Consider the following 21,227-nt stretch of genomic DNA (forward strand, 5'->3'; position numbering starts at 1 on the left):
AGCCTGAGCCTGAGCCTGAGCCTGAGCCTGAGCCTGAGCCTGAGCCTGAGCCTGAGCCTGAGCCTGAGCCTGAGCCTGAGCCTGAGCCTGAGCCTGAGCCTGAGCCTGAGCCTGAGCCTGAGCCTGAGCCTGAAAAGAGTGTTGAGCCGGTCGAGCCGCCCGACAACCCCGTGGAGCAGGAATCCAGCTCAAAGAACGGCAGCACGCCGGAAGCCAGCAATGAGACCCAGAATGTCACCATCGGCGGTGGCGACCAGGCCGAGGAGGACGCCTACCTGGCGGAACTCCAGCGCCACCTGGCACAGCACTATGAATACCCTCGGCGCGCCCGGCGCCTGGGTCAGGAGGGCACCGTCAGCCTGACCATCGGGTTCAACCGTGATGGCTCACTCAACCGCACGGAACTGGTGGACAAAAGCGGGTACGGCATCCTGGATGAAGCCGCGGTGGAGATGCTGCAACGGGCGGAACCCCTGCCACGGGTTCCCGATAAGATCGAGGGCGACACCTTCCGGCTGCAGCTCCCGATCCGTTTCCAGATGCGGTGAACCAGGAGCGGCCGAAGCCGCTCCTGGCAGGGCTCACTCAGTTGAGCGTCTGGTACACCAGGCCGGAGACACTGGACTGTTCGGAGTCGGCGACCACCTGGTAGGTGTCACCGCTGCCCCAGAACTTCCACCAGGGGCGTTCCTCGTAGGTCTCGGTCTGGAAGTTGACGGACACCCCGGACACACTGAACCCATTGTTGGCGTAGGTCAGCGTATTGCCGGACTCGGTGTTGATCACCTGGCTGTGATCCACCTTCTCTCCCATCAGTACCGGATAGTGGTTGTAGTAGAGCCCGGAGGGCGCACTGACGCTGGTGCGCTTGCCGTCCAGTGCCACATTGCTCACGCAGCTTTTGTAGCTGCCCACCTGGGTACCGCCGCAGGTGGAATGCAGCGCCACAACACCATCGTCGATGCCCGGCAGGAAGGGCCCGGTCAGCCCCCCGTAATTGCTGCCTCCGCCCACGAATCGCAGCCGCGGCACGCTGTTGGGTGAGGTCGCAATATTGCGTGCCACTGCGGGCTGCAGGTCCCTCAGGACACCAAGGTTTTCCGGGGTTGGCGTGGTGCCCAGGTAGGCGGTCACGGCCAGCTTGGCCAACTCATCCCCGAAACTGTCCGCATAGGCCGCATTCACTGCCAGGTCCGCCAGTTCGGAGCCACCCCCGGCGCCGGCAAAGTCCAGCGCCGCGATCACGTTGAGCGGCTCAAGACCCGCATTGCTCAACCAGCGCGCCTGGTTGTCCAGCACATAGCGCCCTACCAGATCCCCGGTGGAATGGGTCACGACAATGCAGCCCTCACTGCACAGCCCCTGCTGGGAAATCTCCACCAGCTGGTTGAACGCACGTTCAGCCGTACGACCCTCAACGCGCTCGTGACTGCCCCAGTCAATCCGCGCCTCCGCACGTGATGCCCAGAACGCCTGCCAGTAGGCATCGCCATTCTGCTCAATCTCCTGCTGGCTCGTCGGGTTCTCCGCAATGTCATCACCCTGGAGCCCATGGATCAGGATCACGTTCTTGCCGGCAAGCTGGGCCTGCGCGCCGCCGGCAAACGCCAGCGCCATGCCCAGTGCCGTAATCTTCAGGCCTTTCATGATGTTTCTCCTTTCCGGATCTTTCGTCTTGTTGTTGTACTGCATAACCCTTTTGTTGTTGTGCCTTCCCTGTACCCGGCGAGCCTATGGCTCGATTTCCTCAGCGGCATTGCGCAGGAACTCGAGTCGGGCCTCGCGCATGGGATCCTGGTAGTCCTCCTGGCTGTAACGCTCAAACGGAGCGCCCTCAACGTCGTGACGCTCTTCCCCGGTGGGGCCGAAACGTGTGCGGTCCCCCGGCCTCGCCGGCAGCTGGCGCAGACTCAGATCGCCCAGCTGGTAGGGGCCTTCATCGCCTTTCGCTTCCAGAGCCTGGCGGTGAATGCGAAGCTCCGCCGTGCCCTCCAGTGAAGAGAGCCGGGTTTCGTGCTCCACGTGCACCAGGGGCTTGCCGGATTCTGTATAGAGGTTGCCCGCGATGGCGTAATCGCCACTGGTTTCAACGGCCACTTCAACCGGGATCACCAAGTGGGCGCCTTCCACCCGGCTTGCGCCCACGCCAATAATATCCCCCACGGGCGCGTGGTAGCGCAGCGGCGCCACCGCATCCACCGGCTCACCCCGGAAGTCGCCGGAGACCATCAGCATCAGCTCCATGGGCCACTCTTCCACGCTCGAGGTGCCTGGGGACACGCTCAGACGTTGAGCCCCGGAACCGGCTTCCAGGGACTCGCGGTGGAGAATATCGCCCGCCTCATTCCGCAGAGTGACCTCATCCAGGGAAATCCCGGAGGCGCCGTTACCGCCAACACTCACCTGTCCGGTAATGGGCTCGCCATGTTCGAAATGGAGCCGATCCAGGCTCAGGCTGATGGTGGCGCGCTCACCGTCGTCGGTGGCAACCGGCACGCGAACCGGGCTGTAGCCGTTGTAGCGGTAGTCCGAAACGGCCTGTTCATCGATGGGGAAGGAATAGGGAGGGTATCGGGAACCCGCCTCGTACTGGTCGGCAATGCGGGCAAACTCGCCTTCCAGACGCCGGGCGACGGGCGAACCGGATTCCGGTTCGGCTGAACCGCCCGGCTCCGGCACGGACGAAGGGCTGGGCTCCGGAGGTTGCGTGACCGCGACCGGCTCCGGAGCGGATTCCGGCATGGCCGTGGTAACGGCGTACAGCCCCGCAATCACGGCCAACAGAACCGCCAGTGCCACACCACTGGCCACAAGCCATCGCCCCATACCGTTCTCTCTGTCTGTTGTTGTTATTAACGGGCCTTAATTCCAGACCCTAAAACGGTATGGCCAGCGTGGCTAACAGACTTTTGCATTATGGGACAGGGATCACGTTCCGGCCATCAGCCACAGGGGCACTGGGGAAGAGAAGTTCCGTCAGATACTGAAGGCGGCCCGGAACCCGCTGACCCATTCGGGTACACCCTCGGTGGCGGGTTTACGGATCACCCTGGCGCCGGGCAGATGCAGACGGGCATCCGGGTCCACCACGCTGACCGGCACCCCGGGCTCCACGAACTGGACCAGCGAGGCGGCCGGGTAAACGTTCAGTGATGACCCCACCACCAGCAGGTGATCGGCGCGACTGACCAGTTGCGCTGCTGTTTCCATGGCCGGTACCGCCTCGCCGAACCAGACCACGTTCGGGCGCATGGGGTGGCCCCGACTGCAGGTGAGGTCCGGGCTCAGGTCCTGCTCCCCCAGTTCGAGCACCTCCTCCGGATCCACGGCACTGCGGGCCTCCATGATGCTGCCATGGAGATGCAGCACATGGGAGGAGCCGGCGCGCTCATGGAGGTTGTCCACGTTCTGGGTCACCACACTGACCCGGCAGCGGTTCTCAAGATTCACCAGCGCCTCGTGGGCCGCGTTGGGGCGGGCCGCCAGGACCTGATGGCGACGCTGGTTGTAGAAATCCCGCACCAGTTCCGGATTGCGCGCCCAGGCCTCGGGAGTGGCCACATCCTCAAGATCCACCTGTTCCCAGAGCCCGCCCGCGTCCCGGAAGGTGGACAGGCCGCTCTCGGCGCTGATGCCCGCGCCGGTCAGAACCACAACGTGCTCGCTCAGCCGGAAGGATGAGTCAGTGCCTCTGCGCCACATGGGACCTCCTGTTGCATTACACCCCGTTGGACCAGCACCAATGATGCCTGAGCCAGCGCCCTGGTAAAGCCCTGTCACGGGTAATTCGCATGAGCAAATTCCGGTTCCCGTGCTATCTTGAGCGGTATCAATTTTCCCTCAGAGGTATCAGGCATGCGGCAGAATCTTCCAGTTACCGACAGAGAAGTACCGGTACAGGAAGACCGGCCCCTGATTTCCGCGACCAATGACCGGGGCGTGATCGAGTACGTCAATGAGGCCTTCATTGAGGTCAGCGGCTTCCCGGAAGATGAACTGCTCGGCCAGCCCCACAACCTCATCCGGCATCCGGACATGCCGCCAATGGTCTTCGAGCACATGTGGGGCCACCTCAAGGCGGGCAAGCCCTGGATGGGGCTGGTCAAGAACCGCTGCAAGAACGGCGACTTCTACTGGGTCAGTGCCTATGTGACCCCCATCCGCCGTGATGGCCGGATCGTCGGATACGAATCGGTGCGTGCCAAACCGGAACGCGAGTGGGTGGAGCGGGCAAGCCGGGTCTATGCCCGGCTCAATGCGGGCAAACGGGCTGTACCACTCACACTGGAGCTCAGGGCGGTCTGCATGCAGAACCTGCCGCTGGCCCTTGTGGCAGGCGCTTCACTGGTACCGCTGGGGCTTGGGCTCGGTGCCGGGGCTGTTGCCGGTGCCACCCTGGCAGGACTTGCCGCTGGTGCGGCCTGGAATCGTCAGCGCCTGCAGGAGCGCCTGAAGCAGACCCTGGCACTGCGACCTGACGCCTTTGCCGATCCGCTCGTAGCCACCACCTATTCGCCCCGGGGCAGCGGCCTGCGCGAGCTGGATATGCTGATGATCAGCGAAAAGGCCAGGCTGATCACCGTCCTCGAGCGGATGGAAAACTTTGCCAGCCAGTTGTCCGCCAAGGCGGCCCAGGGGCATCAGCTGATGCAGACCAGTCGCGACCAGATCCGCAACCAGCGTGGTGAGACGGACCAGACCGCCTCGGCCATCAACGAGATGACCGCCTCCATCAGTGAGGTCTCCCAGAGTGTCGGCCAGGCGGCGCAGCAGGCGGATGAGGCCAACACCGCCACCGGCGAGATCACGCGCATCGCGGGCGAGAACTCCCGCGTTATCGGAGAGCTGACCGGCAGTGTCGATAACGTCGCCCAGACCGTGAACCAGCTGGGCGAGGCCACGGATGAGATCGGCTCCGCCGCCCAGCTGATCACCGACATCGCGGACCAGACCAACCTGCTGGCGCTGAACGCGGCCATTGAAGCCGCCCGTGCGGGCGAGGCCGGACGCGGCTTTGCCGTGGTCGCGGATGAAGTGCGCAACCTGGCCAGCCGCACCCGCGAATCCACGGACCGCATCCACCAGATCATCGACAACTTCAAGCAACAGGTCCAGGCCTCCCTGGAAGCCACGGAGAACAGCCGCAGCATGGCCCAGCAGGGGCTTGATGCGGTTCAGGATACCGAGACCAAAGTCCAGGAGGTGGCGGGTTACATCGACACCATCGCTTCCCAGACCATGCAGATGGCCTCCGCGGTTGAAGAGCAGAGCCAGGTGGCGGACCAGATCAATCAACAGATCACACGCATCGCCGAGCTGGCGGACCAGACCACCGGGCAGGCGGACCAGACCGCGGAGGTCAGCTCCGACGTGGAAGGGCTGGCCGAGGATCTGCACGTACTGGTGGACCGCTTCCGATCGGGTCAGGACAGGAGCAGGTAGGCCCCCGGCATCGGTTCCCACAGGCGCGGGAAGCGCCCATAATGGAATCGTCTGATGGGAGGCTCAACCGATGACAACTGTATTCAGAGTGGTCACACTGGCGGTACTGCTGGCGATGGTCACAGGCTGCGCCCGTTATGCCGTTACGGATTACGACAGCAACGCCGGTTTCGACCGCTACAGCAGCTACCGCTTTGCCGAGCGTGATGAGAACGCCATTCAGGGCCTGGACGCCGCGCGCATCGAACGGGCCCTGGAACAGGCACTGACCGGAGAAGGCTTCACCCGGGCGGATGTGGAGCCGGACGTGCTCGTGCGTTACCGGATTGAGGACGAGGTAAGGACTGAATCACGGGGGCCCAGCCTGGGCCTTGGCTTTGGATTCGGGCGCAGCCCCTTCACCTTTGGCGTGGCCCACAGCCCGGTTCAGACCCGCGAAATACGCGAAGGCCAGCTGGTGGTGGAGATGGTGGATCCCACCATTGATCAGGTGGTCTGGGAAGGAAGGGGCCGGCGTTACCTGAGTGAAAACCAGGATCGGGAAGAGCGTACCAAGCTGATTGACCAGGTTATTGAGGCCATGTTCGAACAGTATCCGCCTCAGCCCTGATCGCCCCCAGCCGCTCCATCAGGTCCTCGACGCCACTCAGGGCCACGGGGCGGGCCAGCAGGAACCCCTGGATCCAGTCACAGCTGGCGTTCTCCAGGATCGCCCGCTGTGCCTCCGTCTCCACACCCTCAGCGATCACGCCAATGCCAAGGGTATGGGACAGCTGGATGATGCCCTCCAGAAGGTGGCGATCCCGCTCGTTATCCGCAATCGGGTCCACAAAACTCTTATCGATCTTGAGAATATCCGGAGCGAATTCACGCAGGTAGTTCAGGCTGGAGTAACGCACGCCGAAATCATCGATGGCGATCTTCGCGCCGATGCTGCGCAACCCCGCGAACAGCCGGCGGGAATAGGCCGGCTCCTCCATCAGCGAACTCTCCGTCAGCTCAAGCTCCAGCATGCCTTCCGGTACATTCCAGGCCTCCATCAGCCGCCGCGTTTCCGTCAGCAGGTGTTCATCCTGCAGCTGCCGCGCCGACACATTGACCGCCAGCACGAAATGATCCGGCAGCCCGCGCCCGCGCCAGTCGTGGATGCAACGGCAGGCCTGTTCGATCACCCGCACCCCCACATCCACGATCAGGCCGGTCTCCTCGAGAAGGGGAATGAACTCCCCTGGTGAGATCATGCCGTGCTCGGGATGCTGCCAGCGCAGAAGGCACTCGGCACCGTCCATGCGGGTACCCTGGACATTGAACTGGGGCTGATAGTGCAGCTCAAACTCCTGGTTCTCCACTGCCCTGTGGATGTCCGCCTCGAGTCGAAGGCGTTCGGTGGTGGCAGGATTGTCACTCTCGTCGAAGTAGGACCAGTTGTTGCGACCCTGGCGCTTGGCACTGTACATGGCCACATCCGCACTGCGGGTAAGGCTCTCCGCATCGCCGCCATCCCGCGGGAACAGCGCCACGCCAACACTGAGGGTCAGGAAGGAGTCCTCCCCCTGGAGCCGGTAGGGCCGCGAGAGATCATTGATGATCGCGCGCACGATGGTTTCGCGCTGTTCGGTATCCTGACGGCGGGAAAGCAGGACCGCGAACTCATCCCCACCCAGCCGGGCCAGAAAACCCCGCCCCTCGACGACGCTCTGGAGCCGCCGGGCCACCTGGCGCAGCAGTTCGTCACCCGCGCTGTGACCCAGTGAGTCATTGATGTACTTGAAGCGGTCCAGATCCAGAAACAACAGGGAAAACGTCAGGTTGTTGCAGGTGGCGTCCTGACACTGCTGCTCCAGCCGTTCATGGAAAAGATAACGGTTGGGCAGTCCGGTGAGACGGTCGTAGTAAGCGGCTTCGTAAAGGGCTTCCTGCTGATGGTGCTGCTCCGTGATGTTCTCAGCTACCCCGACCATCCGGACCAGTTCACCCTGTTCGTCACAGATCGGGTAGGCACGGTCCTCAAGCCACAGCCAGGTGCCATCCGCATGCTGGACACGGTACTGCTGTGTGATGCTCTGGCAGCTGCGGATGATGTGTTCCAGCGTGCTGGTAACCCGCTCGCTGTCCTGGGGATGGACGCTTCGAAGCCACAGGTGTCGATCCTCAAGCAGGTGTTGCGCGGGCAATCCCCAGATGGATTCGGCCGCCGGAGACACATAGCTCAGGCGCTGATGCACAGGATCCCAGATCCAGAATACCTCCGGGATATGTTCTGCCATCTCCTGGAACCGCGCCTCGCGCTCCACCGCCTCACGGCTTATACCAGCAATGGCCGCGTACAGACTCCGCATGGCCAGGTAAAGGAGCACCCCTGTCAGGGCAATGTAGAGCACCCCTTTCCAGGTCTGCAGGTTTCTGGCTGTTTCAGGATCCTTTACCAGGGTGGCCAGCCAAAGGTCACTGAACAGGATCCAGCTGGTTCCAAACAGGACATACAGGACCACGATCAACAGCGGCCCCCGCTGCAGAAGCAGGGGCCAGTGGTAACGGATGTCATTACTCCGGTTAAGGGGTCCGGACCGCTTTGCCATCAACGCTCTCCAGCGTCATTGCTCACTCGATACCAGGTCTCAGGTCCACCCAGGAGGGGTCATGGTCCGAGGCTCGCCAGGGTTCCTGCGCGGAGACGGTCAGCGACTCCGGCAACCCATTGCGTTCTTCCCTGCTGTAGTGGAGCAGCGGCGGTTCATCGGCATTGATAGGCTGGATGCCGGCCGCCTCCACGGTAACCTCTGATTCTCCTGCCAGTAGAATATAGTCCAGTGTTCCCGACTGTGCCCGGTAGATGTAACTGCTGGCCGGGTTTTCATGACGATCCAGAAGAATATTGCGGTATCCGGCCTGCTCCAGCAGCGACAGGGGGGTCTCCCGCGCATAGGCGTTGAGATCGCCCACCAGAACAACGTTTGGCGCTTCCATCGGTTCCCTGAGCTGCTCCAGCCACTGGAGCAGGCGGCGGGTTGCCGCATTCCGGTGGGCGCTCCAGCAGCCCTCACCATCCCCCTGCGCCGCGTTGCGGCCACTGGCTTCACCGCAGCGCTTGCTTTTGAAGTGGTTGACCACCACGAGAAACACAGCACCGGAGGCGTGATGACGAAAGCGCTGGGCTACGGGCGGGCGACTGCCCTGGTTGAAGGGAGGCGAGCGCAGAACCTCCGGCTCGCCCACAGGCCCAACCCGTTCGCTGCGCCAGGCGAGGCCCACGGCGATGGCATCATCACCCGGCCGGCGCTGCGGGCGTGCATACTCCCAGCTGCCCTCAAGATCGGCCGTGAGGGAGGCGATGGCACTGCCTTCCCCGGTACCATCATTCTCCAGCTCCACCAGCCCGATGATGTCCGCCGCCAGGCCATCCAGTGCCGTTACCAGGCGCTGGTGCTGGGCCTGCCAGGCCGCCGCGGATTCCGCGCCACGGGCAGAGGGGAAACCGCCGCCCCTGCCATCACCGTTGAAATAGTTCTGCAGGTTGAAGCCCGCCACCCGGATGATGCCGTCCGCCGGCCGTTCGAGCGGCTCCGGTGGGGGATTCAGCGTCCGGACCGTCGGTGCCGTTGTGGGCTGGAGCCGCCAGTCGCCATAGCGGTAATCGAGAACCCCCTCCACATCCTTCAGCGCGTCCCCCACGCGCAGCCGCCGACCGGCTTCGTAGTGACGCAGCACCCACTCCGGAAGGGCGGAGAACTGGCTACGGCTCCCGTCATCCAGCAGCAGGCTGCGTTCCTGGTTGCGCTCGGCCACCTGCCGTACCGCCTCACCGGGTTCCGCAACCTGGGTAGGCTGGAACAGGCGCCCGTCCGCCAGGGTGATCACGCCGTAACGCGCCAGCCCATAGAGTCCGGTAATGGTGGCCCCGTGCTCCAGGCGGACCCTCATCCCCTCGCGCGCCTCCTTCCCCTCGCTGCCCAAGGGAAGAGGCAACGGCGCGGCTTCGGGCAGCCCCGGGTCGCCGCAACGGGCCTCGATGCGGGCCTCGGAAAGCTGGGTCATGCCGTGGTATTCCCCGGCTTCACCACGCACCCGAAGCCGCTCTCCCGGTGACACATCCGCTCCGGGCGCGTAAATGAACAGGCCACGGGACGCCGGCCCCTGAGCGGACGCCCGCGTCTCCTGCTGGATGAAGTACCCCCCCAGTTCCTCACGGGCGCTGAAATCCGCCGTGACAATGCCTTCCGTCAGCACGGTGCGACCGTCCAGTGGCGTGACCGCTGCCGTGCCCTGGATGCGCTCCACCGCTGTAACCGCTCCGTGGCAGCCCGTTTCACCCGCCGCCGGCAATGGCCAGAACCAATAGCTGAGAGCGAACCAGAGCGCTATGGCCAGTAACACCAGCCATACCGGCACCCACCTGAGGCTGTACATCGACGTGTTCCCTCCCGCTGTAACCTGTGGACAACCCCTATGGGTGAACCCAGCTCCCCACAGTAGACTAACAGAAGGTCGATCACGGATGCCGTTCAGGATTTTAGTCCTCCAAGGCACAATGATGCCGATCGGATGCTAAAATACCGCGTGCACAAATATGAGCAGGCAAATTAATGGATGGTAGGATGGCAGGCAGCCAGCCCAAGCGGAGTGCCGATAACATGAATAACCGTCAGTTCCCCTTCAGTGTCGCCCGCATTGCCCGTCGCTGGCGCAAGCTGCTCGACGAGCGTCTCAAGGATCTCGGTGTCACACAGGCACGCTGGAGCACCATGGTCGCCCTCCACCGTGGCGGCGAAGGGGTAACCCAGCGGGAGCTGGCGGAGTTGATGTCCATTGAGAACCCCACGCTGGTACGGCTGCTCGACAACCTGGAATCCCAGAAGCTGATTGAGCGTCGCCCCTGTGAGCAGGACCGCCGGGCCCGCCGGCTGCACCTGACTGACCGCGGTGAATCCTTCATCCAGAAGCTTGATGAACGGGCCGAAGGCCTCCGTGAGCAGCTGCTGAGTGGCATCAGTGACGACGAGCTGGCAACATGTCTTGATGTGTTTGAACGCATCCTGGCCAACGCCGAAGCCGCGAGTACGGATCAGCAGGATCTTGCTGTCACTGACGAATCGAAATAGTCTCCCCCGGACCCTTGGCGCACTCTGCCTGTGGGCGTTCACGATCGTGCCGCCCGCCAACGGGCAGGTTCATGAGTGGCAGCCCGGCGACACCATCATCGGCAAACCCACCTGGGTCACCACAGCCTACGAGGACACTTTCGCCGGCATCGGCGAGAACCGTGGTTTCGGTTTTCTCGAGATGGTGCGCGCCAATCCGGACGTGGACCCCTGGCTGCCCGGGGACGGCACCCGCATAAGGCTCCCTTCCCGCCGGATTCTGCCCTCGGGCCCCCACGAGGACATTGTCATCAATCTTGCCGAGTTCCGGCTCTATCATTTCCGGGACGACCAAGTGGTGACCTACCCGGTGGGCATTGGCAACTCCAGCACGCCCTCACCACTGACCCGGACCAGTGTGCGCATGCGCCTGGAATCCCCTGCCTGGTACCCACCCGAGTCCATCCGGGAGGAGGCTGCCAAGGAGGGCCGCAAACTGCCGGCAGAGATCCCGCCAGGCCCCTCCAACCCCCTCGGGCCCTTTGCCCTCCAGCTGGAGGAGGACGGCTACCTGATCCACGGCACCAACAAGCGCTTCGGGGTTGGCCAGCGGGTGAGTCACGGCTGCATCCGGATGTTCAATGACGACATCGAAGAACTGGTCTGGGCCACGCCCAAGGGCAGTGACGTGCGGATTGTTGACGAGCCCGTGAAGGCGGCCGTTCAGGGCAATACCATATGGCTGCAGGTTCACGGGCAGAAAGAAACCCTCAGTGAGGCGGACCGCGACCGGCTGTGGCGGCAAGCGGAAACAGCCCTGGAAGGGATCCGGAGGAATGAGCCCAGGGTTGAAATCTACCGCGGCCGGGTGGAGGACGCCGTTGAGCGGGCCAGCGGGCTTGCGGTCCGGGTCGGCATGGTCGTGGACAAGGCGCCGGGATGGCGCTACTGGCGCTCCAGCAGGTAGTCCAGGCTGGCGCCGTAGTCCGGGGCAAAGACTTCCAGGAAATACGCCACTTCAGGCAGCGCCTCGGCTTCCAGCCGCGAGCGGATCTGCCTGGCCGCCTGCTCGAACTCCCGGTTGCCCGCCCGCAGCTCCGCCTCGCACTTGAGCAGAGCGGCCAGCCGGTCCGCCGCCTTGATCAGCTCCGCCGTGCTGTCACTCCAGCTGCTTTCTTCCAGGTAGGGCGCCAGCGCCGGGCGCAGTGTCTCCGGCAGCAGGTCCAGCAGCTCCTTCTGGGCCCGGTGCTCAACGTCCGCAAAGGCCTCGCGCATGACGCTGGAGTAGTACTTCACCGGTGTCGGCATGTCACCGGTGATCACCTCCGAGGCATCGTGATAGAGAGCGGCCGCGGCAATGGCGTCGGCGTTGACGTTCCCGTCGTAGTGCGTGTTGCGGATGGTTGCCAGAGCGTGGGCCAGGACCGAGACCTCCCAGGAATGCGTGGCCACATCCTCCTCAATGGCGTTGCGCATCAGCCCCCAGCGTCGGATCCAGCGCAGGCGGCCAAGGTAGGCGAAGAAGGGACTGGTGCGGCGGGCCATGATCCGGTAACTCCATCAAGCGGTGGTCGTTCACGGCGCCATTATACGGCCATGAAGCTGGCACCGGGCAACGCCGGCGCGAACGTGTTAGTGTTCTGGCGACAACACTCAGGAGGTAAACCGTGGACATTGGCGACATGCGCCGCGATTTTGAAAGCGAGGGGCTGGAGCATGAGCACCTGGACGACTGCCCCTTCCGCCAGTTCGAGCACTGGTTCGCCCAGGCACAGGAGGCGGGCATCGAGGACGCCAATGCCCTGACACTGGCTACCGCGGATGCCCAGGGCTGGCCCACCGCCCGCACCGTTCTGCTCAAGTACTTCGATGCCGCCGGCTTCGTGTTCTACACCAACTACGGCAGCCGCAAGGCCAGGGCGTTGGAAGAGAATCCACGCGCGGCCATGCTTTTCCCCTGGGTGGTGCTCAACCGGCAGGTGACCATTGAGGGCGCTGTGGAGAAGGTGAGCCGGCAGGAGTCACTAAAATACTTCACCTCGCGCCCCGAGGGCAGCCAGCTGGGTGCCTGGGTCTCCCATCAGAGCGCGGTGATCGAATCCCGCCAGGCGCTGGAGGCAAAGCTCCAGAGCATGAAGCAACGCTTCCGCCAGGGGCGGATCCCGCTGCCGGATTTCTGGGGTGGCTACCGGGTGATCCCCGAACGCATCGAGTTCTGGCAGGGCCGGCCCAGCCGGCTGCATGATCGTTTCGAGTATCGCCGGGAAGGTGATGGATGGCGGATCCAGCGTCTTCAGCCGTAGCGCCACCGCAGCTTTTCAGTGGGCCGCCCGGCAATGGTGAGCAAGTCTCGCTGAATGCCGCGGAAAAGGCTCGACTCGACGCCATGGCGGACGCCGGACGCCGGAGCACCTACGCGACGGCCCGCCTGCTATGGCGCCAGGGGGCCCGGCACTTCACCCGGACCCATGGACTGGCCTGCCCGGATTTCAGCCGGCTCCCGGCCGGCGGTGCCATCACCCCCGCTGATGCCGGCTTCAGGAGCAGCCTCTGCCACACCCAGACCCTGGTGCTGGCGGCATTCAGCCCGGGGCCCATCGGGGTGGATGCCGAGCCGGTGGATCGCCAACCGCCCTGGCAGGCGCTCGCCCGGCGCTGGTTTGCGGGCTCTGAAATGGATTGGCTTCAGGCGCAGGACCAGCCTGAAGACGCCTTCCTGACGCTCTGGACCCTGAAGGAGGCCTGGATCAAGGCCACCGGGCGGGGCATTGCCGGCAACCTGCAGGCACTGGTGTTCGACCCTGAGCGCAACCGGGTTGTTCTTGACCGGCCGGGTCCAGCCTGGCGCATAGCCACCACCACGGTTCAGGACCACCGGCTGTGCGTGGCCTGGCAGGGGCATGCAATGCCCGAATGGCGACATGACGGGGTAATCCGTGACGCGCACTGGCACTTACACAGGGTGGGTTCAGCATGAAGAATGTGACGGAACGCAGTGACGGGCGCTGCCCCTGGTGCGGCGATGCGCCGGATTACATCGAGTACCACGACCGGGTCTGGGGCCGTCCTGTAACGGACCGGAATGAGCTGTTCGAAAAACTCTGCCTGGATGGCCAGCAGGCCGGGCTGAGCTGGCTGACGATCCTGCGCAAGCAGTCAGGCTACCGGCAGCGGTTCGAGGCATTCCAGCCCGAGCGTCTGGCCGGCTGGGGCGAGCCGGAGATCGAGGCGGCTCTCTCGGACACCGGCATTGTCCGCAATCGCCGCAAGGTTGAGGCCATTGTCGGCAACGCCCGGGCACTTCTGGCCATGGAACAGGATGGCGAGGCCTTCAGTGCCTTCCTGTGGTCATTCGTGAACCATCAGCCGATCATCAACGAGTTTCACAATGTACAGGAGATCCCGGATGAAACCGCGGAGTCCAGGGCCATGTCCCGGGCGCTGAAAAAACGGGGCTTCCGCTTCGTCGGCCCTACCATCTGCTATGCCTTCATGCAGGCGGTCGGCATGGTCAATGACCACCTCCTGGGGTGCCCGGTCCGGGAGGAAACCGTCGCCCAGAGCCGCGGGGTGGCGCTGTGATCACGGAATTCGTGGCCGTCGCGGCCGGCAGCGCGCTGGGCGGGCTCTGCCGCTTCCACCTGACGGGCTGGATTGACCGGCGCACCCACACGCCACTATCCTTCGGCACCCTCGCGGTGAACACCCTTGGGGCCTTTGTCCTGGGGCTTCTGGTCGGCACCCTTGGGGGCGCGACGGAGGAACAGCCCGTGACCGCCGCCCTGGCCATGACCGGCTTCTGCGGAAGCTTCACCACGGTATCCTCCTGGTCCCTCCAGACCATCACGTTGGCGCGCACGCACCGGGCTGCAACAGCGGTATTCAACCTGGCCGCCACACTGGTGGCCGGGCTGGGCGCGGTCATTCTGGGGCTGGCGATGACAGGAGGCTGGCAATGAACCAGGCGATCACCAGCCTCTGGGTGGCTCTGGGCACGGCACTGGGCGGTGTCCTGCGCTACGGGGTGGACCGGTTCCTGCTCCCGGAGGCCCTGCTTCCGTGGAGCACCCTGGTCGTGAACACCCTGGGCTCCCTTCTCATCGGCTGGATTGCCGGACGCGCTACCATACCCTCATCAAGGCTCGCGCACGCCAACCTCCACGCGTTCCTGGTGCCCGGTTTCTGCGCCGGGCTCACCACGTTCTCAGTGTTCAGCCACGAAACCCTTGTCCTTCTGCGTTCCGGCGCAGTGGCGGCTGGTACTGCCAATATCACGGGCACGGTCGTACTGATGCTGATCGGCTCCGCCCTGGGGCTGGCGGCAGGCCGGCGGAACATGACAGATCACACAGACTGAGGGCACGGGCAAACCAGATACCACCACCCCATCGTATCTCTCGATACACCACAGGGCATGATGGGACCCGGTTATGCGTATTCAGCTACCCGCTCTCCGCGACGCGGCACAACGTGTCGAGTACACCGAAATCCGTTCACTGGAAGGCCAGTTCTACATGATCCGTGTGCTGCTGGACGGTCAGCAGCGGGTTCTTTCGGACGACCATAACGCCACCATGCTCCTTCCCAGCATCCCCGCCGCCAATGAACTGCTTGACGAGGCGGGCATTGCCACCCGGGAACTGGTCCATGATTCGGCCTACAACGAAATGGTCGGTCTGGATGAGGTGGGCATTGATCCTCTGCGCATCCCCACAGGGAGATACCGCTGATGCTTGCAATACGCCCGCTTGCATTCACCTTCGGTCTCGCGGGGCTGATCCCCTTCGTAGTTACGCTTGCCATCATGGTGTTTTCCACCCATCACGGCCCGCTGGGCACCCAGCTCTTCTACCTGTACAGCGCGGGGATACTGGCGTTCCTCAGCGGCGTCTACTGGCCTGTAAGCATGCAGATGGGGGAGCACAGCTATCCGCTGTCCCCCATCCACGCCATGTTCCTGAGTCAGGTGTTCTTCGTTTCCGCGGGGTTGACGCTGCTGCTGGACTGGCACTTACAGGCACTGATCTTCCCGGTCCTGTACATCCTTCTGTGCCTTGCGGACTGGTTTACCCTGCCCGGCTACTGGCCGCGCTGGTACCTCAATCTCCGGCTTATGCTGACAACGGGGGTGGTGGCGTGCCAGGCAGCGGCTGCCACCTGGCTCTACCTGGTGAACTGAGGCTGGGATTCAGTTGCCGGCCACATCCGCAAACAGGGCGGCATGCTCACGCAACTTGCTGAGTGCGCCCTTTTCGATCTGGCGCACCCGCTCACGGCTGATGCCCAGCTCCTCGGAGATCACCTGAAGCGTTTCCGGCTCGTCCCGGTTGATCCCGAATCGCCGACCCAGGATATCCGCTTCGCGTTCACGCAGCAGGTGGAACAGATCCTTCAGCAGGCGCGCCTGATCCCGTTCCTCCAGAGGCGATTCCCCTTTGTTGCCGCTTTCATCGGCAAGGGTGTCGCCCAGTTCCAGATCCCCTTCACTGGAAATCGGCGTGGCGGTGGAGACCTCCGGACGGGCAAAGCCCAGCAGTTCATCCACGCGCTCCGGCGTGGTTCCGGCCGCCTCCGCCAACTCATAGCGGTCTGGCTGGGAACCGGTTTCGCGCTGGAGACGGGCCTCCACAGCCTGCAGGCGGCGGATCTCATCCACCACATGGTCGGGCGTACGCACCACACGGCGACCGCGCTTGATGGCCCGCTTGACCTCTTCGGAGATCCACCAGTAGGCGTAGGTGGAGAACTTGAAGCCACGGGTCGGATCAAAGCGCTCCACGGCCTTGATCAGGCCCAGGTTGGCCTCCTGGATCAGGTCCGGCAAGGGCAGACCCCGGCCCTGCTGGCCCCGGGCGATGTACACCGCCAGCCGAAGGTTGCTCTGGATGAGTTCACGCCGCCACTTTCGCAGGTCCGCCAGATGCTGGCGTGCCTGCTCGCTGAGCGAACCGCTGTGAGCTTCCACCCGGGCAAGCACTTCCCGGATGGTGAGCGCTTCCAGTTCGGGTTCCGCGATTTCCGCGAGCAGACCGCGAAGGGTCTGTTCCAGTGACTGCCCCAGGTCGCGTTCCGCTTCCCTGCCGAGAAGCGAAAAGCGATGGGCATCCCGGAAATAGTGACCGACGACGGAAGCTGGCTCCTGATCGTCGAGCCCTTCCGGCTCGGCTGACGCCGGTTCCTTCCAGGTTTCCGTCGTATCGGCCCTGACGTCGTCAACCAGCTCACGGTCACGCTGTTCCATTGGGTTTAACAGCGTATCCATAGTATTCCCCTGGTTGATGGTTCTATCTATATATACTGTATGCGGTCGTTTATGGATGACTCAATGCGCCCGCGAGTGTTACAGGGCGGAAGGGCGGGAGCCCCTGTCAGACAGGGGCTCTGAAGCAATAGCAGCGTCTCATCACAGCCATTGAGACAGCCAATCAGGCCGCAACAATGGCGTATTCATGCTTATGGGGCTCAATCAGCTTACCGTGCAGGGTAGCGATGGCACGCTCGTAGTCACTTTCCTCCACCACGAACTGCATGTCCACCTGGCGCATGCACTGGTGCATGGCCAGCACCGGGATCTCCGCATCCTGCAGGGCGTTGACCGCCGTGGCCAGCAGTCCTGGCACCTGCATGTCACTGCCAATGGCCGACACCATCGCCACCTTGCGGGTGGAGATCTCCGCCGACGGAAAGACTTCTTCCAGCGCTTTTACCAGCCGCTTCACGTTACGCAGCGAGGTATCCACATAATGCGTGATGGTGTTGGCGTTGGTGTCCTTGCTGATGAAGTGCACCTTGAAGCGCGACAGGATCTCCAGGAACTTGCGGTCCGCCCCGGGCTCGCCGAGCATGTCCTGGTCAAATACCTCGATACCAAAGACGTGCCGCATGCCGGCCACGATCTCAACCTGTGGCTTTTCGCTCACATAGTCGCGGGTGATCAGGGTACCGGTGTGTTCCGGTTCGAAGGTATTCTTCAGCCGCAACGGAATATCCGCCTGGCGCATGCCCTTGGCCGCGCGCGGGTGAATCGCTTCCATACCCAGGTTCGCGAGCTGGTCCGCCACGTCGTAGTTGGTGCGGCCCAACGGCACCACCTTTTCCGCATCCACGATCTTGGGGTCGGCGGAGCTGAGATGGTACTCCTTGTGGATCACCGCCTCCTTCGCTTCGGTCATGCACGCGATCCGGGAGAAGGTCATCTCGCTGTAGCCGCGGTCGAAGGTGCGCATCAGCCCTTCCTTGCACTGCGCGTAACCGGTCACGATCGCCAGCTCGCGGCTCAGGTCGATCTTGTCGAACGCCTGGGAGACCTTCTCATCCAGCGGCAGGGTTTCGGTATCACGCCAGCCCGTCAGGTCCACCAGCCGGGCGTTGTAGCCCTCATTCTGCAGCAGCAGCGTGGTGTTGAAGGCACTGTGGGCCTCACCGATGCCGGCGAGCATCTCGCGCACCGTCAGCAGATGGTCCTCCAGCTGGAAATGGCCGTAGGAGCACAGCCGCTGCAGGTCGAGCAGGCAGTTGCGCACACCCTCGATGCGCTCAGCGATGAACTGGTCGGCCTGCTGGCTCAGCAGCTCATCCCCAAACAGCTCCTCATTGATCTCGCACAGGTATTTGGAGAGTTTGGTGAGCTCATCCCCCCAAGCCCAGTCGGAGTCGGACTGGGAGAACAGGGCATAGACCCCTGCATCGCCGCTCTTCTTGTGCTCCAGAAGCCGGTCCGTGACGCCGCCATAGGCGGAGACAACGAAGATGCGATTGTAGACATCGCCTTCCTCGCGGTTGGCGAGAATGATGTTGTCGCGAACGGCGGTATAATCCGACATGGACGTACCACCGATTTTTTCTACCGTATGTTCTGCCATAGTACCGTTCTTAGGTTGATTCTGACTTTGCGCCCCGGAACCGACCGGTTTTCCTGCCAACCAGTGTAGCCGGCACCGGAGCCGTATGCTGTTTCAGTGAGCGTTCACGTCGAAGGGCCCGATCCGGAACAGGATCTCGGAATCGTGCTGCCCACCGAAATGGGCCTCACTGTCAAAGAAAATGGAGTGCTGTGTCTCCGCGCCCAGATCCCGCGCAAAGGAACGGAACAGACCCCAGGAGGCCTCGTTGTCCTCGGTGATGGTGGTGTCCATGAAGCAGACGTTGCGGCAGGCCGGGCGCTCCACAATGAAGCGCAGCATGCGCTTACCCAGCCCGGTGCCACGGGCTTTCTCATGCACCGCCACCTGCCAGACGAAAACGGTGTCCGGCTTCGTGGGTGGAATGTACGCGGAAATGAACCCCACCAGCTCGCCGTCAAGCTCGGCGGCCACGCCGGTCTCGGCAAAGTGGGAGCACTGGAGGAGGTTGCAGTAGATGGAATTGGGGTCGAGCGGCGGGCATTCGGCAATCAGCCGGTGTAACCGGTAGCCGTCCGTGTCCGTTGGTTGCCGGAGCTCGATTGCCTCCGCCCTGGAGGTCTCGCTGGTCATTCGGTCTGAGTTCACCCAACCATCGGAGCTGTGCCCGCTGTTCTGGCTGAGTGCCTTTGCCGTTGATTTTAGAGGCTTTTTTCAAGCCCTGTATGGGATAATACGTAGTCCATTATAAAGGCTGGCTGGTGAAAATGGAACCAGCCCGGTTTTTAGGGCGCTACAGCACTGTCCAGAATCCCATCATCTTGGCGTAACAGACCTACTTCTAAGACGTCCAGATCCGAAAGGCTGTCTGCGAGGAATCCGACCGGCAGTCACTGCCGCATCCCTTTGCCCATGCCTGCTACCCGGAGCACGGCATCCCCCTGATACTCTGGATTGTCCGGATCCACGGCGGAAATCTCCACGAGAGCCTCTGCACAAGCGCCATGATCGGTGGCGATACCGTACACCGGGGTATGAGCCTGGGCATGCTGCTGGGGGCAATACAGCCTGTTGATGGATCACTCAGAAAGGGCCTGGTGCACCATGAGTCGATCAAGGCAGACATCAAAGGGTTTGTGGACATGGCGCTGTCCGGCCAGGGTCACCTGGCCGTCTGACACGCCCGGTAAGCCCCGGGCGTCATCGATGCAGCTACTTCACTTTAAGCGTGCCGGTCATGCCCGCCGCCGCGTGGCCGGCAACGTCACAGATGAACTCATAGCTGCCGCTCTCCCCCACGGTGAACGTGATGGATTCGTTCTGATCCGCGCCGATCGTCTCCGTGCCCGCATTCAGTTCAGGCACTGTGAAGTTGTGCCCCATGGCGCCGGTGTTCTCGAAATTGACCGTAACTTCAGCTCCTGCAGGAACCTCGATGGTGGAAGGCTCGAACTGGAACCCGGGTTTCGCCTGGATGGTTACGTCTGCCGACTCCGCAGCCAGGGCGATTACAGGGAAGCCCAGAAGCAGGGCACTCAATTGCTTTCCAAACGTTCGTACTCTCATTAAGAAACCTCCTGATCATGAAACCGGATCGGGAATCTGGCATCCGGTACATGAACGACACTGTAATGAGGCTGGCGTTACTGTGTCCCAAAGCGGGGCAGCCGGGTTACCCCGGCGGCCAAGAGAGCAAAACCGCAGAAGAAGGTGACCATCATGAAGAGGACGACACTCATTACAACAACGCTGTCCGCCGCCATCATCGGCGGCTGCGCGAGCCAGCCGGACATCACAGGCGCCCTCGACGAACCGGAGGTCGTGACCGTCAAACAGGACCCTGGAAAACTGGTCTACTGGGTCAAACCCGGCCCACGCATCAATCTCAGCGAAGAAGTCTTCGGCACACCGGATAACCCGAAACGTGGCGATGTGGAAGCCTATGTCGAAAACACGGATCTCGGCCCCATCAAACAGCTGCTGCGGGATATGCCGGCGCTGGTCTCAGCCCCGGAAGAAGCACGAGAGACCAATGAAGCCGGCACCCGGTACACCGCCTTCAACCAGCCGGGCCCCTTCGGCAATAACGCCCAGCCCCTGCCCATGGCCGAGGGCAGCAATGGGTATCTTGAGGCGACGATGGTCAACAATGTTGAGGTGGACCAGCCGGGAGGCCCCTTCAGTGCCGCCGATGAACTGGCACTGGAGACGGAATTCCACGACCCTGACGGCAACCACTACCGCATCGACATGCAGACGCTGGTCCAGCCGCCCATCCCCGGGTACGAAACCGGCGGCGGTGTAGTGGTGGATACTGAGCTCCACGGCACAACCGACACCGGCACACCCCTGATGCCCAGGGAATACACCCATGGTGCCTTCTGGGGCTTCGGTGACCTCTATGTGAACGGTGAGAAGCAGGGCACCTGGATGACGCACCTGATGACCACCGAAATCGTCCGCAAGAACGACTATTCGCTGGCCATTGACGAAGAGCTCCCGCTCCCCGCGGAAAAACGGCCCATCTCGTCACAGCCCCATCACACCCACCTGATCATGCTGCCGGTTGAGCCCTACAAGCCCATGCCGGTCCTTGGTCCGCTGCTGGGGCTGGGCCCGACGGCCCCACGACACGCCCCTGTGGAAACGGCCTATGAACTACCGAATGGCGAAACCCAGCCCTTCATCCACATGATGTTCGAACAGGACTCGATCACCGAGGCGGACAACGTGTCGCTGGATTTCGTTCGGGACGATGAGCCCAAAGGTTCCTGATCAAGAGACCCTCCAACCCAGCCCTCCCCGGGAAGTGATATACCGAACTTCCCGGGGAGGGGGTTATGGGAGCTGGACTTCCCTAATTCGG

24 protein-coding genes are annotated in these 21,227 nt (G+C 63.0%); 14 read left to right on the plus strand and 10 right to left on the minus strand.

Annotated elements, in window-relative coordinates; all coding sequences use genetic code 11:
- Nucleotides 1-548, plus strand: a 548-nt coding sequence (locus GLW01_RS03260) for an energy transducer TonB (protein ID WP_160898128.1), incomplete at its 5' end; no start/stop codon positions are given.
- Between the two features lie 37 nt (nucleotides 549-585).
- Here GLW01_RS03260 and GLW01_RS03265 read toward each other — a convergent pair.
- The 3 genes from GLW01_RS03265 to GLW01_RS03275 form a co-directional block, all read right to left on the minus strand.
- Nucleotides 586-1,647 (minus strand): hypothetical protein, encoded by a 1,062-nt coding sequence (locus GLW01_RS03265; RefSeq protein ID WP_160898129.1) that lies wholly within the window; start codon nucleotides 1,645-1,647, stop codon nucleotides 586-588.
- Nucleotides 1,648-1,731: 84 nt separating this feature from the next.
- Nucleotides 1,732-2,826, minus strand: a complete 1,095-nt coding sequence (locus GLW01_RS03270; RefSeq protein WP_160898130.1) for a hypothetical protein — start codon at nucleotides 2,824-2,826, stop codon at nucleotides 1,732-1,734.
- Between the two features lie 150 nt (nucleotides 2,827-2,976).
- Nucleotides 2,977-3,702: an SIR2 family NAD-dependent protein deacylase gene (locus GLW01_RS03275; protein ID WP_202405546.1), complete on the minus strand. Its 726-nt coding sequence runs from the start codon at nucleotides 3,700-3,702 to the stop codon at nucleotides 2,977-2,979.
- A gap of 153 nt (nucleotides 3,703-3,855) precedes the next feature.
- Between GLW01_RS03275 and GLW01_RS03280 the strand changes: the two genes are divergently transcribed.
- Both GLW01_RS03280 and GLW01_RS03285 read left to right on the plus strand, forming a co-directional pair.
- On the plus strand, nucleotides 3,856-5,442 hold the full coding sequence (locus GLW01_RS03280; RefSeq protein ID WP_160898131.1) for a methyl-accepting chemotaxis protein: 1,587 nt from the start codon (nucleotides 3,856-3,858) through the stop codon (nucleotides 5,440-5,442).
- Between the two features lie 70 nt (nucleotides 5,443-5,512).
- Nucleotides 5,513-6,052, plus strand: a complete 540-nt coding sequence (locus tag GLW01_RS03285; protein ID WP_151440271.1) for a DUF4136 domain-containing protein — start codon at nucleotides 5,513-5,515, stop codon at nucleotides 6,050-6,052.
- Here the strand turns inward: GLW01_RS03285 and GLW01_RS03290 are convergent.
- On the minus strand, nucleotides 6,012-8,021 hold the full coding sequence (locus tag GLW01_RS03290) for a putative bifunctional diguanylate cyclase/phosphodiesterase (protein ID WP_160898132.1): 2,010 nt from the start codon (nucleotides 8,019-8,021) through the stop codon (nucleotides 6,012-6,014). The two genes, GLW01_RS03285 and GLW01_RS03290, sit on opposite strands and share 41 nt — an antisense overlap.
- Before the next feature lie 22 nt (nucleotides 8,022-8,043).
- Nucleotides 8,044-9,849, minus strand: a complete 1,806-nt coding sequence (locus GLW01_RS03295; RefSeq protein WP_160898133.1) for an ExeM/NucH family extracellular endonuclease — start codon at nucleotides 9,847-9,849, stop codon at nucleotides 8,044-8,046.
- Between the two features lie 224 nt (nucleotides 9,850-10,073).
- Here GLW01_RS03295 and GLW01_RS03300 point away from each other — a divergent pair, with 224 nt between their 5' ends.
- Nucleotides 10,074-10,541 carry a MarR family transcriptional regulator gene (locus GLW01_RS03300; protein ID WP_151440265.1) on the plus strand — a complete coding sequence of 156 codons (468 nt, stop codon included), beginning with the start codon at nucleotides 10,074-10,076 and terminating at the stop codon, nucleotides 10,539-10,541.
- Nucleotides 10,542-10,587: 46 nt separating this feature from the next.
- Entirely contained in the window at nucleotides 10,588-11,487 is a 900-nt protein-coding gene (locus GLW01_RS03305; RefSeq protein ID WP_160898134.1) for a L,D-transpeptidase family protein, read from the plus strand.
- Here GLW01_RS03305 and yfbR read toward each other — a convergent pair.
- Nucleotides 11,466-12,065 carry a 5'-deoxynucleotidase gene (yfbR, locus tag GLW01_RS03310; RefSeq protein WP_095616038.1) on the minus strand — a complete coding sequence of 200 codons (600 nt, stop codon included), beginning with the start codon at nucleotides 12,063-12,065 and terminating at the stop codon, nucleotides 11,466-11,468. The genes GLW01_RS03305 and yfbR overlap by 22 nt on opposite strands.
- A gap of 122 nt (nucleotides 12,066-12,187) precedes the next feature.
- Between yfbR and pdxH the strand changes: the two genes are divergently transcribed.
- The 7 genes from pdxH (at nucleotide 12,188) to GLW01_RS03345 (ending at nucleotide 15,699) form a co-directional block, all read left to right on the plus strand.
- Entirely contained in the window at nucleotides 12,188-12,823 is a 636-nt protein-coding gene (pdxH, locus tag GLW01_RS03315) for a pyridoxamine 5'-phosphate oxidase (protein WP_160898135.1), read from the plus strand.
- Complete coding sequence (locus tag GLW01_RS03320) at nucleotides 12,796-13,497, plus strand: 4'-phosphopantetheinyl transferase family protein (protein WP_202405547.1); 702 nt, start codon at nucleotides 12,796-12,798, stop codon at nucleotides 13,495-13,497. Before pdxH ends, GLW01_RS03320 begins: the two co-directional genes overlap by 28 nt.
- Nucleotides 13,494-14,102: a DNA-3-methyladenine glycosylase I gene (locus tag GLW01_RS03325; protein ID WP_160898136.1), complete on the plus strand. Its 609-nt coding sequence runs from the start codon at nucleotides 13,494-13,496 to the stop codon at nucleotides 14,100-14,102. Before GLW01_RS03320 ends, GLW01_RS03325 begins: the two co-directional genes overlap by 4 nt.
- Nucleotides 14,099-14,479, plus strand: coding sequence for a fluoride efflux transporter FluC (locus tag GLW01_RS03330; protein ID WP_160898137.1), 381 nt, complete (start codon nucleotides 14,099-14,101; stop codon nucleotides 14,477-14,479). The genes GLW01_RS03325 and GLW01_RS03330 overlap by 4 nt, the downstream gene beginning before the upstream one ends.
- Nucleotides 14,476-14,877, plus strand: a complete 402-nt coding sequence (locus GLW01_RS03335; RefSeq protein ID WP_202405548.1) for a fluoride efflux transporter FluC — start codon at nucleotides 14,476-14,478, stop codon at nucleotides 14,875-14,877. The genes GLW01_RS03330 and GLW01_RS03335 overlap by 4 nt, the downstream gene beginning before the upstream one ends.
- A 73-nt stretch (nucleotides 14,878-14,950) precedes the next feature.
- Nucleotides 14,951-15,250 carry a DUF6482 family protein gene (locus GLW01_RS03340; RefSeq protein WP_095616042.1) on the plus strand — a complete coding sequence of 100 codons (300 nt, stop codon included), beginning with the start codon at nucleotides 14,951-14,953 and terminating at the stop codon, nucleotides 15,248-15,250.
- A complete protein-coding gene (locus tag GLW01_RS03345) occupies nucleotides 15,250-15,699 on the plus strand; it encodes a DUF3429 domain-containing protein (protein WP_160898138.1) in 450 nt (149 codons plus the stop codon). Before GLW01_RS03340 ends, GLW01_RS03345 begins: the two co-directional genes overlap by 1 nt.
- 9 nt (nucleotides 15,700-15,708) lie before the next feature.
- Here the strand turns inward: GLW01_RS03345 and GLW01_RS03350 are convergent, their stop codons facing one another.
- The 3 genes from GLW01_RS03350 to ectA all read right to left on the minus strand — a co-directional run bounded on the left by GLW01_RS03350 (nucleotide 15,709) and on the right by ectA (nucleotide 18,994).
- Nucleotides 15,709-16,782, minus strand: a complete 1,074-nt coding sequence (locus tag GLW01_RS03350; protein WP_202405549.1) for a sigma-70 family RNA polymerase sigma factor — start codon at nucleotides 16,780-16,782, stop codon at nucleotides 15,709-15,711.
- A 163-nt stretch (nucleotides 16,783-16,945) separates the two neighbouring features.
- Nucleotides 16,946-18,382: an aspartate kinase gene (locus tag GLW01_RS03355; RefSeq protein ID WP_095616044.1), complete on the minus strand. Its 1,437-nt coding sequence runs from the start codon at nucleotides 18,380-18,382 to the stop codon at nucleotides 16,946-16,948.
- A gap of 93 nt (nucleotides 18,383-18,475) precedes the next feature.
- A complete protein-coding gene (ectA, locus tag GLW01_RS03360) occupies nucleotides 18,476-18,994 on the minus strand; it encodes a diaminobutyrate acetyltransferase (protein WP_151440249.1) in 519 nt (172 codons plus the stop codon).
- A gap of 260 nt (nucleotides 18,995-19,254) precedes the next feature.
- Between ectA and GLW01_RS15725 the strand changes: the two genes are divergently transcribed.
- Nucleotides 19,255-19,539 carry an ADP-ribosylglycohydrolase family protein gene (locus GLW01_RS15725; RefSeq protein ID WP_202405579.1) on the plus strand — a complete coding sequence of 95 codons (285 nt, stop codon included), beginning with the start codon at nucleotides 19,255-19,257 and terminating at the stop codon, nucleotides 19,537-19,539.
- 34 nt (nucleotides 19,540-19,573) lie between these two features.
- Here GLW01_RS15725 and GLW01_RS03370 read toward each other — a convergent pair whose 3' ends face one another.
- On the minus strand, nucleotides 19,574-19,927 hold the full coding sequence (locus GLW01_RS03370; RefSeq protein WP_160898139.1) for a cupredoxin domain-containing protein: 354 nt from the start codon (nucleotides 19,925-19,927) through the stop codon (nucleotides 19,574-19,576).
- Between the two features lie 153 nt (nucleotides 19,928-20,080).
- Here GLW01_RS03370 and GLW01_RS03375 point away from each other — a divergent pair, with 153 nt between their 5' ends.
- Nucleotides 20,081-21,136 carry a hypothetical protein gene (locus GLW01_RS03375; RefSeq protein WP_160898140.1) on the plus strand — a complete coding sequence of 352 codons (1,056 nt, stop codon included), beginning with the start codon at nucleotides 20,081-20,083 and terminating at the stop codon, nucleotides 21,134-21,136.
- The last annotated feature ends 91 nt before the right edge of the window (nucleotides 21,137-21,227 follow it).

It is taken from the genome of Vreelandella halophila (assembly GCF_009856365.1).
Lineage (GTDB): Bacteria > Pseudomonadota > Gammaproteobacteria > Pseudomonadales > Oleiphilaceae > Halospina > Halospina utahensis_B.